At 64.2% G+C, this 13,701-nt stretch carries 10 protein-coding genes and 1 pseudogene; 4 read left to right on the forward strand and 7 right to left on the reverse strand.

The window, feature by feature from the left end:
* Positions 1 to 4 precede the first annotated feature (4 nt).
* Both ACVWY3_RS30310 and leuS read right to left on the reverse strand, forming a co-directional pair.
* The gene (locus tag ACVWY3_RS30310) at positions 5 to 556 is read right to left on the reverse strand and encodes an LPS assembly lipoprotein LptE (RefSeq protein ID WP_456841741.1); all 552 of its coding nucleotides are present in this window, start codon (positions 554 to 556) and stop codon (positions 5 to 7) included.
* On the reverse strand, positions 543 to 3,167 hold the full coding sequence (gene leuS, locus ACVWY3_RS30315; protein ID WP_456841742.1) for a leucine--tRNA ligase: 2,625 nt from the start codon (positions 3,165 to 3,167) through the stop codon (positions 543 to 545). The genes ACVWY3_RS30310 and leuS overlap by 14 nt, the downstream gene beginning before the upstream one ends.
* 189 nt (positions 3,168 to 3,356) lie before the next feature.
* Here leuS and ACVWY3_RS30320 point away from each other — a divergent pair, with 189 nt between their 5' ends.
* Positions 3,357 to 4,403, forward strand: coding sequence for a GGDEF domain-containing protein (locus ACVWY3_RS30320; RefSeq protein WP_456841743.1), 1,047 nt, complete (start codon positions 3,357 to 3,359; stop codon positions 4,401 to 4,403).
* Between the two features lie 97 nt (positions 4,404 to 4,500).
* Here ACVWY3_RS30320 and ACVWY3_RS30325 read toward each other — a convergent pair whose 3' ends face one another.
* Positions 4,501 to 6,204 carry a sensor domain-containing diguanylate cyclase gene (locus tag ACVWY3_RS30325; protein WP_456841744.1) on the reverse strand — a complete coding sequence of 568 codons (1,704 nt, stop codon included), beginning with the start codon at positions 6,202 to 6,204 and terminating at the stop codon, positions 4,501 to 4,503.
* Positions 6,205 to 6,311: 107 nt separating this feature from the next.
* Between ACVWY3_RS30325 and ACVWY3_RS30330 the strand changes: the two genes are divergently transcribed.
* The gene (locus tag ACVWY3_RS30330; protein ID WP_456841745.1) at positions 6,312 to 7,001 is read left to right on the forward strand and encodes a YggS family pyridoxal phosphate-dependent enzyme; all 690 of its coding nucleotides are present in this window, start codon (positions 6,312 to 6,314) and stop codon (positions 6,999 to 7,001) included.
* 241 nt (positions 7,002 to 7,242) lie between these two features.
* Here the strand turns inward: ACVWY3_RS30330 and ACVWY3_RS30335 are convergent.
* Positions 7,243 to 7,813, reverse strand: a pseudogene (locus tag ACVWY3_RS30335) (L,D-transpeptidase family protein).
* A 203-nt stretch (positions 7,814 to 8,016) separates the two neighbouring features.
* Here ACVWY3_RS30335 and ACVWY3_RS30340 point away from each other — a divergent pair.
* Positions 8,017 to 8,703, forward strand: a complete 687-nt coding sequence (locus ACVWY3_RS30340) for a response regulator transcription factor (RefSeq protein WP_008142830.1) — start codon at positions 8,017 to 8,019, stop codon at positions 8,701 to 8,703.
* Between the two features lie 58 nt (positions 8,704 to 8,761).
* A complete protein-coding gene (locus ACVWY3_RS30345; protein WP_092211606.1) occupies positions 8,762 to 9,205 on the forward strand; it encodes a cyclic nucleotide-binding domain-containing protein in 444 nt (147 codons plus the stop codon).
* Between the two features lie 63 nt (positions 9,206 to 9,268).
* Here the strand turns inward: ACVWY3_RS30345 and xth are convergent, their stop codons facing one another.
* From xth to ACVWY3_RS30360, 3 genes are all read right to left on the reverse strand, one after another.
* Positions 9,269 to 10,084, reverse strand: coding sequence for an exodeoxyribonuclease III (gene xth / locus ACVWY3_RS30350; RefSeq protein WP_456841746.1), 816 nt, complete (start codon positions 10,082 to 10,084; stop codon positions 9,269 to 9,271).
* Between the two features lie 221 nt (positions 10,085 to 10,305).
* Positions 10,306 to 11,061, reverse strand: a complete 756-nt coding sequence (locus ACVWY3_RS30355; RefSeq protein WP_456841747.1) for an outer membrane lipoprotein carrier protein LolA — start codon at positions 11,059 to 11,061, stop codon at positions 10,306 to 10,308.
* A gap of 149 nt (positions 11,062 to 11,210) precedes the next feature.
* Complete coding sequence (locus ACVWY3_RS30360; RefSeq protein WP_456841748.1) at positions 11,211 to 13,700, reverse strand: DNA translocase FtsK; 2,490 nt, start codon at positions 13,698 to 13,700, stop codon at positions 11,211 to 11,213.
* Position 13,701 lies beyond the last annotated feature (1 nt).

The following is a 13,701-nucleotide window of genomic DNA, read 5'->3' on the forward strand; positions in this document are numbered from 1 at the left end:
AAGACTACGTACCCGCGGTGAAGAACGCGGCCAACCGGGTCGTGATGTTCTCGGCGATCTCGTTGGCGGCACGATCCTCGGCGTCGCGCACGGCACGGTTGCGGGCGAAGCGCTGATAGGAGCCGGGCATGTCATAGGACACGCGCGAGAACGTGGTGCCGGTCATCACCGACTTACCGGTGGCGACTTCGATCAGGTTGTACTGGCAGTCGATGCCGTAGTTTTCGCTGGTCGGCAGGCCGGTATTGGCATCGACCAGCAGCGACGACTTACTGCTGTTGAAGCGGATGTCGAGCCGGTGGGTCGGCGGCATGCCCGTGGCGCTGCCGTAGAGCTTGAAGGCCAGGGCATTGCGGACCTCGACGCCGACGCGAGCCTCGCGGGAGGCGTTCGGTTTGCTGATCGGCGGGAGGTCGACCCCCATCAGCTTCTCGCGCAGGCCGGGGGTGCCGTCGGTGCGCTCGGCGTACATCGGCTGGAAGCAGCCGGCTGTCAGCGCCGCCAGAGCGGCGACCGCCAGCAAGCGGGCTGCGATACGGATCCTAGCCGACAACATTCACGATCCTCTTGGGGACGATGATCACTTTGCGGACGGGCTTGCCATCCAGGGCCAGTTTTACCGCATCGAGGGCCAAAACGGCAGCCTCGATTTCCGGATTCTGGGCCGCTGTTGCAACTGTGACTTCACCCCGCTTCTTGCCGTTGACCTGGACCACCAGGGTCACGCTGTCTTCAACCAGCAAATCGCGTTCGATTTGCGGCCAATTGGCCTCCGAAACCAGCCCGGAGTGCCCCAGGACGTGCCAGCACTCCTCGGCCAGGTGTGGCATCATCGGGGAGAACAGTTGGACCAGGATCTGGCTCGCCTCCCGGATCGCCCAAGCCAAATCTGGGGCCGGCTGCCCGGGACGCTGGAGCACCTCCGAAAACACGTTGGTGAATTCGCGGATATGGGCGAGGCAGACATTGAAGTGCAATCGCTCGATGCCGGTGGTGACCTTGTCCAGCGCACCATGGGCCGCCTTGCGCAAGGCGGTCGCATCCGCTCCGAAGCTGGCCGGCCGGTCCGCCGGCGCGGCCCTGCCGATGTTTACGGAGTCGTTCACCAGCCGCCACAGCCGCTGCACGAAGCGCGAGGCGCCCTGGACGCGCTCGTCACTCCAGATCACGTCGCGGTCGGGCGGCGAGTCCGACAACATGAACCAGCGGGCGACGTCGGCGCCGTAGGTCTCGATGATATCGTCGGGGTCGACCGTGTTCTTCTTCGACTTCGACATCTTCTCAATCGGGCCGATCGTGACGTCTTCGCCTGATGTCAGCAACGTCGCGCGCCGGCCATTGCCGCCGACCTCGATCTTCACTTCGGCCGGCTGCACATAGGTGCCGTCGGCCTTCTGGTAGGTCTCGTGCACCACCATGCCTTGGGTGAACATGCCGGCGAACGGCTCGTCCAGCGCGATGTGCCCGGTCGCCTTCATGGCGCGGGTGAAGAAGCGGCTGTAGAGCAGATGCAGGATCGCGTGCTCGACGCCGCCGATATACTGATCGACCGGCAGCATCCGGTTGGCGACTGCGGGCGTCGTCGGCGCGTTCTCGTTCCAAGGATCGGTGAAGCGCGCAAAGTACCAGGACGAATCCACGAAGGTGTCCATGGTGTCGGTTTCGCGCTGGGCCTTGGCCCCGCATTGCGGGCAGGTGACGTGCTTCCAGGTCGGATGATGATCGAGCGCGTTGCCCGGGCGGTCGAAGGTCGCATCGTCAGGCAGCTTCACCGGCAGGTCGGCATCCGGCACCGGCACAACGTCGCATTTCGGACAATGGATGACCGGGATCGGGCAGCCCCAATAGCGCTGGCGCGAAATGCCCCAGTCGCGCAGGCGGAAATTGACCTGGCGTTCTCCAACGGGTGCATTGCCGCGCAGCTCGCTCTCGAGACGCTTGGCGACCTCTTCCTTGGCCTGATCGATGGTCATGCCGTCGAGGAAGCGCGAATTGATCATGCGGCCGTCACCGTCATAAGCGGTGTCGGTGATGACGAACGTCTTCGGATCCTGCCCTTCCGGGCACACCACCGGCGTATTGCCGAGATTGTACTTGTTGACGAAGTCGAGGTCGCGCTGGTCATGCGCCGGGCAGCCGAAGATCGCGCCGGTGCCGTACTCCATCAGCACGAAATTCGCGACATAGACCGGCAGCTTCCAGGAGGGATCGAACGGATGCACCGCACGGATGCCGGTGTCAAAACCCTGCTTCTCCGCGGTATCGATGATCTCCTGCGCGGTGCCGATCTTCTTGATCTCGGCGATGAACTCCGCGAGCTTCGGATTCTTGGGCGCGGCGGCCTGCGCCAGCGGATGATCCGCCGAGATCGCCATGAACTTCGCACCGAACAGCGTGTCCGGGCGCGTCGTGAAGATCTTTAGCTCATTTTCGCCGGCGGGCGTCGTCGCCGCGTCCAGCGCGAAGCGAATCAACAGGCCTTCCGAGCGGCCGATCCAGTTGCGCTGCATCAGCCGCACCTTGTCGGGCCAGCGATCCAGCGTATCCAACGCCGTCAGCAGTTCCTGCGAGTACTTCGTGATCTTGAAGACCCACTGGTTCATCTCGCGCTGCTCGACCACAGCGCCCGAACGCCAGCCGCGACCATCGATCACCTGCTCGTTGGCGAGCACGGTCATGTCGACGGGGTCCCAGTTCACCTTGCGCTTCTCGCGCTCGGCAAGGCCAGCGCGCAGGAAGTCCAGAAACATCTTTTGCTGGTGCTTGTAATAGGAGGGATCGCAGGTCGCGATCTCCCGCGACCAGTCCAGCGACAGCCCGATCGAGCGGAGCTGCTTCTTCATCGCGGCGATGTTGTCGTAGGTCCAGGCCTTCGGCGCGACCTTGCGCTCGATGGCGGCGTTCTCGGCCGGCAGGCCAAATGCGTCCCAGCCCATCGGGTGAAGCACGTTGTAGCCCTTGGCGCGCATGAAGCGGGCCAGCACGTCGCCAAGCGTATAATTGCGGACATGGCCGATATGAATGCGCCCGGACGGGTAGGGAAACATCTCGAGGACGTAGTATTTCGGCCGCGAATCGTCGTTCTTCGAGACGAAGATCGCCTGTTCGTCCCATTGGCGTTGCCAGCGCGGTTCGGCGTCGCGGGCGTTGTAGCGTTCGGAGGTCATGGAATCGTTGGTTTTCTTGGATTCGGCCGTCAAAGACGGCGGACTAGGCCATAGAAGTCCTCGGGGGGTCAATGGGTTGCCGCGATTTGGAACTTGGGCTGGGCGTATCCGCATAAGTACTGAGCCCTCGTTGGGGGGTGATTAAGGGGTCGGTGCGAGGTTGCGGCCCGCTAAGACCCCGCTGCCGCGATGGATTCCAGCTTCGACGATCCCGATCATGACTATGCCGCGTCCCTTGCCGGGCGGGCGATGCGAGCTATGGCCGAACAGCGGATTCCGCCGACACCGATCAATTTTTCCGTCTGGTTCCAATATTTCGCCGGTAGCCATGACGATCTGCGCAATGCCATCGATCTCCTGATCGACCACAGCCGGCCCTTCGATAACAGGACCAATCTGGATCTGTTCGAGACTTATGTCGCGCCCCAGGTGAGCGCCGTCGTCGCCGTCACCTCCGAGCGGCTGCATACGCTGATGGGTACGGCGAAGGAATTTCTGACGAGCGCGATCGCCGACAATCATTCCCAGATGCAGGCGATCAGCGAGGTTACCGAACGGGGCAAGGCCGGCGTCGATCCGAAGGTGCTGGTCGCCCAGCTCATGAACGAGCTGGCGCGGGCCGCCACCAGGGCGACGCGGCTCGAGGCGGGCTTTGCTGAGAAAACCCGCGAGCTCGACGTGATCCGCGATTCGCTCTCGCGGTCCGAGGAGCGCGCCCGGACCGACACGCTGACGGGCCTTGCCAACCGCCGGGCGCTGGACGAATTCCTGCGCAAGGCGCAGGCGACGGCGGAATGGGGCGAGCCGCTCAGCGTGCTCCTGCTCGACGTCGACCACTTCAAGACCTTCAACGATAGTTTCGGTCACGGCGTCGGCGATCAGGTGCTGCGGCTGATGGCAAAGGTGTTGCGCGAAAAGGTTCGCCGGCAGGATCTGCCCGCGCGCTATGGCGGCGAGGAGCTGATCGCGGTGCTGCCGGATGCCGACCTCGCCACCTGTGCCGGGATCGCCGAGCGCATCAGGCGCACGATCGCCGAATGCAGCATCACGCGCCGTTCCACCGGTGAGACGCTGCCCAGCATCAGCGTGTCCATCGGCGTTGCGCAGTACCGGGCCGGCGAAGCGATCACCGATTTGATCGAGCGCTGCGACCGCGCGCTCTATCTCGCCAAAGGCGGCGGCCGCAATCGCGTAGTGACGGAGATCGAGCTCGATCGCGCCGGGGCCGCGGGCTAAGGCATGATCCGGAAAAGTGCGAAGCGGTTTTCCGAAAAGATCATGCACAAACAACGACCTAAAGCGCGATGACGATTCATCCCAATCTCATCGCGCTTTAGGCGCTCGCTGCCATCATCATCTCGGCGGCACCGTTCTCGATCGTCTGCACGCCGTGCTCGACGACGTTGTTGCGGCCGCGATGCTTTGCGGCGTAGAGCGCGGCGTCGGCGGCTTCGATGAGATCGCCGGGACGCAAGGCCTCGTTCGGCCTCGTCGCCGCGACGCCGATCGAGACGGTGACGATCATGTGGCTGGAGGTGATGTGCGGCAGGCACAGCTTCAGCACGGCCGCGCGCACCTGCTCGCCGATCTCGACGGCGCGGTTCACGTCGGTGTTCGGCAATAGCAGGCAGAATTCCTCGCCGCCATAGCGCGCGGCAAAGCCCATCGTGTCGGCGGCGATGCCGGACAGCGATTCGCCGAGCCTGGTCAGGCAGGAATCGCCTTCGAGATGGCCGTAGGTGTCGTTGAAGAGCTTGAAATGGTCGACGTCGATCATCAGCAGCGCGAGCTCGCTGCCATATTGCTGCGCGCGCATCCATTCGAAATCGAGCCGGCTCTGGAAGCCGCGGCGGTTGGCAAGGCCCGACAGCATGTCGATCGACGCCATCACGGTAAGGCGGTCGTTGCTCGCGATCAGCTCGCGCTCGCGCTGGCTGAGCTGCGCCGCCATCGCGTTGAAGGCACGGGCGAGCGGCACGAATTCGGCCGGCAGGCGATTGCGCGCGGCGCGCGCCCAGAGGTCACCTTCGCCGAGGCGTTTGGCCATGTCGGCCAGCATCTCAATCGGCTTGATCACCAGCTTCTCGGCGGCGATCAGTGCGCCGAGCAGGACGAACACGACGACGAAAGCGAGCTGGAGATAGGCGGTGCGGATTTCGCGGCTGACGGCCGCCGACACCTTGTCCTCGTCGATGCTGGCAATCAGGCGGGCATTGGTGCCGGCGATGCGGATGTAGCTGACGGCGCGGCGCGAGCCGTCGGCGGCGAGAAACGACAGCGAGCCTTCGTCCTGGTCCGACCGCAATGCCTTGTCGGCGATCGCCGACATCAGCGGCATGTTGTCGAGGGGACGGCCGACCGCGCTGTGCTGATCGGCGGGCGCGGCCAGCACGGTGCCGGCGCTGTCGACCAGAACCGCGGTGATGCCATCGCGGCCGCCGAGATTGCTCATGACCTTCGACATCCAATCGAGGTTCACGGTGGCGAGCACGACGGCATCGGCGACGCCGCTGAAGGCGGATACCGGATAGACTGCCATCACGGTCGGCGATGGCACGGGCCGTGACATGATGAAGTCGCTCAGCACGAAGCGGCCGGTTTCCTGCGCCTGCTGGAAGTAGGGCCGGTCACTGAGGTCGAGCCCGACATACATGTTGTTGGTCGCGCACTGGATGCGGCCGTCCTGGCCGGCGATCAGCAGCGTGCGGATCCAGGGAAGGTTCGACGGCAGGCTCGCGCGCAGCACGTCACAGCTCTTGCTGATGCCACCAGCGGAGGCGCGAATGAAGGCTTCCGATTTCAGGATGGTCTCGACCGACGAGATCACCTCGCGCTGCGCATCGGCGCTGTGCCTTGCGATGGTGGTGAATTCGGCCGCAGCCTGCGCGATCTGCTTGGCGCGCGTGTCCTCGAGCGAACGGATGCGCTCGAACATCAAGGGTGTCACCAAAATCACCGCGAGCAAGGCGAGCCGCGCCCGGATCCCGAGAACCTGCTTGAGTTTCGCTCGTTTGCGGTTGAAACTGACGTTTGCCATCTTCGCTGCCCACCCCGCGGGCAAGGTAAAGCGAAGGGTTCAAAAACTCTTTCTTGAACTCGGTAAAATTGGACTTACCTCCGTTACGCTCACGGTCAATCGACGTCATGACAGAACACCACGACGCGCCGGTAACCGGCCATTCACCAAGCGCGCTCGCCGCGGTCGAAGCCGAGATTGCACGCGCCTGCAAGGATGCGCAGCGCGATCGCGCCTCCGTGACGCTGATCGCGGTGTCGAAGACGTTCACTGCCGATGCAATTACGCCGGTTATCGCCGCCGGACAGCGCGTATTTGGCGAGAATCGCGTGCAGGAGGCCAAAGGCAAGTGGCCGGCGTTAACGTCTGTTTACCCCGATATCGCGCTGCACCTGATCGGGCCGCTGCAATCCAACAAGGCGAAAGAGGCCGTTGCGCTGTTCGATGCCATCCATTCGGTCGACCGCCCGAGCATTTGCCAAGCGTTAGCCAAGGAAATCGAATCTCAGAAGAAGCACCCGCAGCTGTTCGTCCAGATCAACACCGGCGAGGAGCCGCAGAAGGCCGGCGTCGCCCCGGGCGAGGCGGACGCTTTCCTTGCGAGCTGCCGCGACACCTATGGGCTGACGATCTCCGGTTTGATGTGCATCCCGCCGGTGGACGAGCCGCCGGCGGCGCATTTCGCGCTGACTGCCAAGATCGCCGCGCGCAATGGATTGAAGAATCTCTCGATGGGCATGAGCGCCGATTTCGCCACAGCCATCATGCTGGGCGCCACCCATGTGCGCGTGGGCAGCGCGATTTTTGGGCACAGGTAGTTGCTGTAGTTGCCGTCGTCCCGGACAAAGCGCAGCTCCCGACAACGCGCAGCGTTGTCTTGAGCGGAGCGCAGATCCGGGATCCATAACCACAGGACGTGATCTGACGAAGACTCGTAGCTACCACTTCGCACCATAACCCCCCCTGGGGTTATGGGTCCCTGCTTTCGCAGGGACGACAGCGGGTGTGAGGCTGCTTACGCGAATCCCACCGACACCTTCCCCAGCACAGCATGTGCCCTCACCCGATGATGATTCTTGTTTTGGGTCCGAGCCTTCGCAGCAGTTGCAGCATCGCCGCCTTGGTCATGGAGACGCAGCCTGCCGTCGGCCCGAAATTGTCGCGCGCGAGATGCAGGAAGACGGCGCTGCCGCGGCCGGCGATGCGCGGCCTTGTATTGTGGTCGATCTCGATGATGAAGTCGTAGAGATGGTCGTCCCGCTTGAGTCGGTCGCCGCCCTCGCCCTGCCCGCGCCGGATCCACTGGTTGTAATGGCGATCGGCAGGATCTTCGCACCAGGCGTCCGCGCCGCTGATGGTCCGAGCCGGCAGGAAGGTCTTGGGACGGCTGTGCCGGTCGGCCCGCCACCACAATTGCCTGGGACGAAAACTGCCCCTGGGGGTGCCGCCGTCGCCCTCGCGCTTGTTGGCGAGAATGCCGCCCCGCCCCAGCGCCACCGGAATCGTCAGCGCGCCGGCGGTCAGCCAACCCCGGCGCGGATTCCCGGCGGCAGCGCTTAACGCGGATCGCGGACAACGGCCCGGCGCGCCGGATTCTGGCGTAACTAGCTGACCTAGCTTTGTTTTTCATGTGAACCTGCAATGTCGAATTCATTACAGGACATTCATCAAATCGCCCTGCTATTCTGCGTTAGAGTGGTTCTGGCTTGAGAATCGGTAACAGCCCACTACTTCAACACGAACAACAATAATAACGGCGACCCCCTAACTTTCCATCGCGGCTGGGTGCAGCATGCATGCGCGCCGAGTCGGACTCCAAAAGGATGACCCCCTATGGCCAATGCCCGCAAGATCCTGATCGTGGATGACGATACCGATCTGCGCGATACGTTGGTGGAGCAATTATCGCTGCACGAAGAATTCGAAGCCTCCGCCGTCGATACCGGCGCCAAGGGTGCGAGCGCCGCAAAGGCCAATTCCCCCGATCTGGTGCTGATGGATGTCGGCCTGCCCGACACCGACGGCCGCGAGGTGGTCCGCTCCTTGCGCAAGGGCGGCTTCAAGGCTCCCATCATCATGCTGACCGGACATGACACCGATTCCGACACGATTTTGGGGCTGGAATCCGGCGCCAACGACTATGTCGCAAAGCCCTTCCGTTTCGCCGTGCTGCTGGCCCGCATCCGCGCCCAGCTTCGCCAGCATGAGGCCAGCGAGGATGCGGTGTTCTCGGTCGGCCCCTACTCCTTCCGTCCGGGCTCGAAAATGCTGACCGCGGCCAATGCCCGCAAGGTGCGGCTGACGGAAAAGGAAACCGCCATCCTCCGCTTCCTCTACCGGGCCGGCCAGATGCCGGTCTCGCGCGAGACCCTGCTCCAGGAAGTCTGGGGCTATAATTCCGGGGTGACCACCCACACGCTGGAAACCCATATCTACCGCCTGCGCCAGAAGATCGAGAAGGACGCCGCCAACCCGGAGATCCTGGTAACGGAAGCCGGTGGCTACAAGCTGGTGCCGTGATACGCTTCAGGGGCGCCCGAATCGTTTTAGATATCGTGCCCTTGAGCCTCGGACCTGAATGTCAATCGACGACGACGTAGCGCTTCTCGAGCGTGTCCCGACCCTGCGCCTGTTGGGGGACGCCTCGTTGCGCATGCTGGCGATTGGCTCCGAACAACGCAACTTCGTCCGCGGTGACGTCCTGTTCAATCTCGGCGACGAGGCCGATGCCGGCTTCGTGGTCCAGCGCGGGGCCTTCCGGGTCGATGACGGTGCCGGCGCCGAGATGATCGCAGGCCCCGGCGCGCTCATCGGCGAGCTTGCGCTGGTGGTCCCGATGAAGCGACCGTCGAGCGCGATCGCGCTGGAGCACGCCTCCGTCATCCGCGTCGCGCGCAGCCTGTTCCAGCGCGTGCTCGAAAGCGATCCGGCTGCGGCCGTCCGCCTGCGCGATGAATTCGCGGTGCGCTCGAGCCAGATTGCCAGCGATATCTTGATGGCGGGCGCGAAGCTGACGTCGTGATGTCGGTTTCTCCGCCCGTCATTTCGGGGCCCGCGACTTCGTCGCGTCCCGGAATGACGCAGGCTACACCTCCAGCGTCACCGTCACAGGCACATGGTCCGACGGACGCTCCCAGCTGCGCGCATCGCGCAGGATGCTGAAATCACTGACCGCATCCTTCAGCGCGCGCGACACCCAGATGTGGTCGAGCCGGCGGCCGCGATCGCCGACGGTCCAGTCGGCGGAGCGATAGCTCCACCACGTATAGACTTTTTCCGACATCGGGATGCGGTCGCGCGCGACGTCGATCCATTCGCCGGCTGCAAGCGCAGCCTTGAGCTTCTCGGTTTCGACAGGCGTGTGCGAGACCACTTTCAAGAGCTGCTTGTGCGACCAAACATCGTTCTCGTGCGGGGCGACGTTGAGATCGCCGACCAGGATGTGGCGGTCCTCGCCGCGCGGATGCAACGGCTCGCACGCCGTCATCTCGTCGAGGAAGCGAAGCTTGTGGTCGAACTTCTCGTTCAGCGCGGGATCGGGAATATCGCCGCCGGCGGGCACGTAGAAATTATGCAGCACCAGCGGCTTTGCGATGTTGGCGTTCTCGCCGAACGATACCGAGATATGGCGCGAATCCACCTTGTCGCAAAAAGTGCGGATGTCTTTCGAGTCGAATGGAATCTTCGAGACGATGGCGACGCCGTGATAGCCCTTCTGCCCGTTCAGAGCCACGTGCTCATAGCCGAGCCGCTTGAAGCGCTTCAGCGGAAAGGCGTCGTCGATGCACTTGGTCTCCTGCAGGCACAACACGTCCGGCCGCGCGCTCTTGAGGAATTTCGCGACCAGGTCGATGCGCAGTCGCACCGAGTTGATGTTCCACGTTGTCAGGGAAAGACGCATGGGAAATGCGTCTTAGCAAGCTCCCGTAAGGTGGGCAAAGGCGCAAAGCGCTGTGCCCACCGTCTTTTGGCTGTGAACGGCGGAACGAACTCTCTCGTGCCCCGGACGCTGCGCGGCACGAAGTGGCGCTGCAGAGCCGGGGCCCATCTGTGAGGGGGTCCGAGTCGCGGCTCTGCGCCGCACCCCTACGCGCTGCGTCGCGTCCGGGACACGAGGCAGACCTATCCCGGAGCCGGGCCGTAATTGGTGAAATCGATCTTGAACATGCTGGGATCGAGCTTCTTGCTCGAGTCCAGATTGTAGACCGCGATCGTGGTGTCGTAGCCCTGCGGGTCGGTGACGGTCCACTGCTTGAGCTGGCCGTCCTTCGCGCCGAACATCAGCAGCAGTCGGCTGGTGCCGACCAGCGCCTGCTTCTCCTCGATGGTGACACTGACGAAGACGTCATCGGCCGTGACGTTGACGACATTGGTGTCCTTCATCAGGTCGATACGGTCGGACAAGAGGAAGCGCAGCGGGGTCTGCGACAGCGGATAGACGTCCTGGGTCGCCAGCTTGCGGTCGCGCACCACCAGCGAGGAGCCGTCGGCGACGATGTCGATCGGGCTCGGCGCGTCATATTCGAAGCGCACCTTGCCGGGCTTCTGGATGTAGAAATCGCCCTGCGTCTTGCTGCCGTCGGGTCCGACCTGGACGAAATTCCCGACCAGCGTCTGGAGCGAGGACAGATACGCGCTGACCTTGGCCGCCTGTGCCTTCTGCTTCTCGTCGAAGGTCTGGAAGATGCTGCTCGGCACGTTGCGGCGCGGATCCGGGATGATCGGATTCGGCGGCTGCTGGGTCGCACCGGTGATCGCGGGGCCGCCGGCGGATGCCGCGCCATCGCGGCCCTTCGGCGCGGGCTTTGGCACGGGAACGTTCTGCGCGAGCGACGCAGTGGTCACCATCGCGGCGGTGACGAGAAGCACGCCGGCCATGCGCACGCTTCGCGCGGCGATGGTGGCAGCGAATCGAGTGTCCGGATGTCTGATCAACGCGTCGTCCTGTGTGGCTGGGCGTCTTTTAGCGTGATTTCGGGCAAAAGGAGATATCGATTCTACGTGAAATTTCGTTCAGGGCGGCTGCCTCACATGTGGCTGTCTTCTTCCTCGACCAGAATCTCACGCTTTCCGGCGTGGTTGGCGGGTCCGACGATGCCTTCCAGTTCCATGCGCTCCATCAGCGACGCGGCACGGTTATAACCGATTTGCAGGCGGCGCTGGATGTAGCTGGTCGAGGCCTTGCGGTCGCGTTTGACGATCGCAACAGCCTGCGTGAACAGGTCGCCGCCGCCGTCCGCGCCCATGCCGGTGGCGTCGAACACCGCGCCGTCCTCGTCCTCGGTCGGCTCTTCGGCGGTAACGGCCTCGAGGTATTCGGGCTGGCCCTGCGTCTTGAGGTGACGCACCACCTTCTCGACTTCCTCGTCGGAGGCGAATGGCCCGTGCACGCGGCTGATGCGGCCGCCGCCCGCCATGTAGAGCATGTCGCCCTGGCCGAGCAGCTGCTCGGCGCCCATCTCGCCGAGGATGGTGCGGCTGTCGATCTTCGACGTCACCTGGAAGGCGATGCGGGTCGGGAAGTTGGCCTTGATGGTGCCGGTGATGACGTCGACGGACGGACGCTGCGTCGCCAGGATCACGTGCAGGCCGGCGGCGCGCGCCATCTGCGCGAGGCGCTGCACCGCGCCTTCGATGTCCTTGCCGGCGACCATCATCAGGTCGGCCATTTCGTCGACGATGATGACGATGTAGGGCAGCGGGTCGAGCGAGAGCTTCTCTTCCTCGTAGATCGCCTTGCCGGTCTCCTTGTCGAAGCCGGTATGCACCGTGCGCGTCGGCTCCTCGCCCTTGGCTTTCAACTCGCCAAGGCGCGTGTTGTAGCCGTCGATGTTGCGCACACCGAGCTTGGCCATGTTCTTGTAGCGCTCCTCCATCTCGCGCACCGCCCATTTCAGCGCGACCACGGCCTTCTTCGGATCGGTTACGACGGGCGTGAGCAGATGGGGAATGCCGTCATAGACGGACAGTTCGAGCATCTTCGGATCGACCATGATCAGCCGGCACTGGTCGGGGCGCAGTCGGTAAACCAGGCTGAGGATCATGGTGTTGATGGCGACCGACTTGCCCGAGCCGGTGGTGCCGGCGATCAGCATGTGCGGGGTGCGCGCGAGATCGATGATCACGGGATCGCCGCCGATGGTCTTGCCGAGGCAGAGCGGCAGCTTCGCCACCGTCTCGGTCGCTTCCTTCGCGACCAGCAGTTCGCGCAGGTAAACCTTTTCGCGATGCGCGTTCGGCAGCTCGATGCCGATCGCATTGCGGCCGGGCACGACGGCGACGCGCGCCGACAGCGCGCTCATGGAGCGGGCGATGTCGTCGGAGAGACCGATCACGCGCGAGGACTTGATGCCGGGCGCCGGCTCGAGCTCGTATAGCGTGACGACCGGACCCGGATTGGCCTTCACGATCTCGCCGCGCACGCCGAAATCCTGCAGCACGCCTTCGAGCGAGCGGGAATTGGCTTCCAGCTCGGCCTTGCTGAGCGGCTGGCGATCGGCCGCCTTCGGGGCGGCCAGCATGGAGACCGAGGGAAGCTCGAATTTGTCGGAGCCCTTCTTGGCCGCCGCCTTCGGCGCAGCCTTCTTGCGCGGAGCGCGCGCGGCGGGCTCCTCCTCTTCGTCCTCTTCCGCCTCGCCTTCCTCGTCGTCCTCCTCATGCTCGTCCTCGTCGTCCTCGTCTTGGAACTGCGGCGAGATCGAGGGCGCAGCGCGTCCGCCGCCGAGATTCGGCTCCTGGCGGCTGAACGCAGCGGCCTTGGTCTTCGGTCCGCTCGAGACGAGCGCGCGGTAAGCGACACCACAGAGCCAGATCAGGCGTGCCTTGGTGCTCATCAGCGCGTGGAACAGCCAGCCCAGCGACACCGAGCCGCGGTCGCTCTCCTCGTCCTCGTCGAGCGGCTTGTCGTCATCCTCGATCTCGGCGAGTTCGTCGTCATGCTCGCGTGCGCCGAGACCGCAGGCGATCAGGAACGTCGCGGTCATCGCTGCGAACAGGATCGTGCCGAGCACCATGCGGTAGATCGTGCCCGCGGGTCCGAAAATCACAGCAGGCGCGCGCACCAGGGCGTCGCCGACCACGCCGCCGAGGCCAGTCGGCAGCGGCCAGGCGCCGCCATGCGGCCAGCAGCTGACGAAGCCCGCCGCGATGACGGTGCAGAGAATCCACGAGCCGAGCCGCAGCGCCTCGCGGTCGAATGGGCGATGCGTCATCATGCGCCAGCCCCAGACCGCGACGGTCAGGACCAGCATGATGGCGCCGAGCCCGAGAATCTGCATTGCAAGGTCGGCGCCGATCGCGCCGGCATAGCCGAGAATGTTGCGGATCGGCCGTGAGGTCGCGTGGCTGAGGCTGGGATCCTGCACCGACCACGTCATCAGCGCGGCCGAGGCCACGCCCGCCAGCCCGACCATGCCGAGACCGGTAAGCTCGCGCATCCGCCGCGCCAGACCCTCGCGAATCGAGGGCGGTAGATGGCCGACCAGTGGAATGACACGTTCGATTGCCGACATGCTCATG

The sequence above is a fragment of the Bradyrhizobium sp. USDA 4486 genome, from assembly GCF_054057995.1.

What these genes read in the sequence shown, in the direction of transcription:
- ACVWY3_RS30310 (WP_456841741.1), bottom strand. Translation starts at nt 556, where the DNA reads ATGTTGTCGGCTAGGATCCGTATCGCAGCCCGCTTGCTGGCGGTCGCC.
- leuS (WP_456841742.1), bottom strand. Translation starts at nt 3,167, where the DNA reads ATGACCTCCGAACGCTACAACGCCCGCGACGCCGAACCGCGCTGGCAA.
- ACVWY3_RS30320 (WP_456841743.1), top strand. Translation starts at nt 3,357, where the DNA reads ATGGATTCCAGCTTCGACGATCCCGATCATGACTATGCCGCGTCCCTT.
- ACVWY3_RS30325 (WP_456841744.1), bottom strand. Translation starts at nt 6,204, where the DNA reads ATGGCAAACGTCAGTTTCAACCGCAAACGAGCGAAACTCAAGCAGGTT.
- ACVWY3_RS30330 (WP_456841745.1), top strand. Translation starts at nt 6,312, where the DNA reads ATGACAGAACACCACGACGCGCCGGTAACCGGCCATTCACCAAGCGCG.
- ACVWY3_RS30340 (WP_008142830.1), top strand. Translation starts at nt 8,017, where the DNA reads ATGGCCAATGCCCGCAAGATCCTGATCGTGGATGACGATACCGATCTG.
- ACVWY3_RS30345 (WP_092211606.1), top strand. Translation starts at nt 8,762, where the DNA reads ATGTCAATCGACGACGACGTAGCGCTTCTCGAGCGTGTCCCGACCCTG.
- xth (WP_456841746.1), bottom strand. Translation starts at nt 10,084, where the DNA reads ATGCGTCTTTCCCTGACAACGTGGAACATCAACTCGGTGCGACTGCGC.
- ACVWY3_RS30355 (WP_456841747.1), bottom strand. Translation starts at nt 11,061, where the DNA reads ATGGCCGGCGTGCTTCTCGTCACCGCCGCGATGGTGACCACTGCGTCG.
- ACVWY3_RS30360 (WP_456841748.1), bottom strand. Translation starts at nt 13,700, where the DNA reads ATGAGCATGTCGGCAATCGAACGTGTCATTCCACTGGTCGGCCATCTA.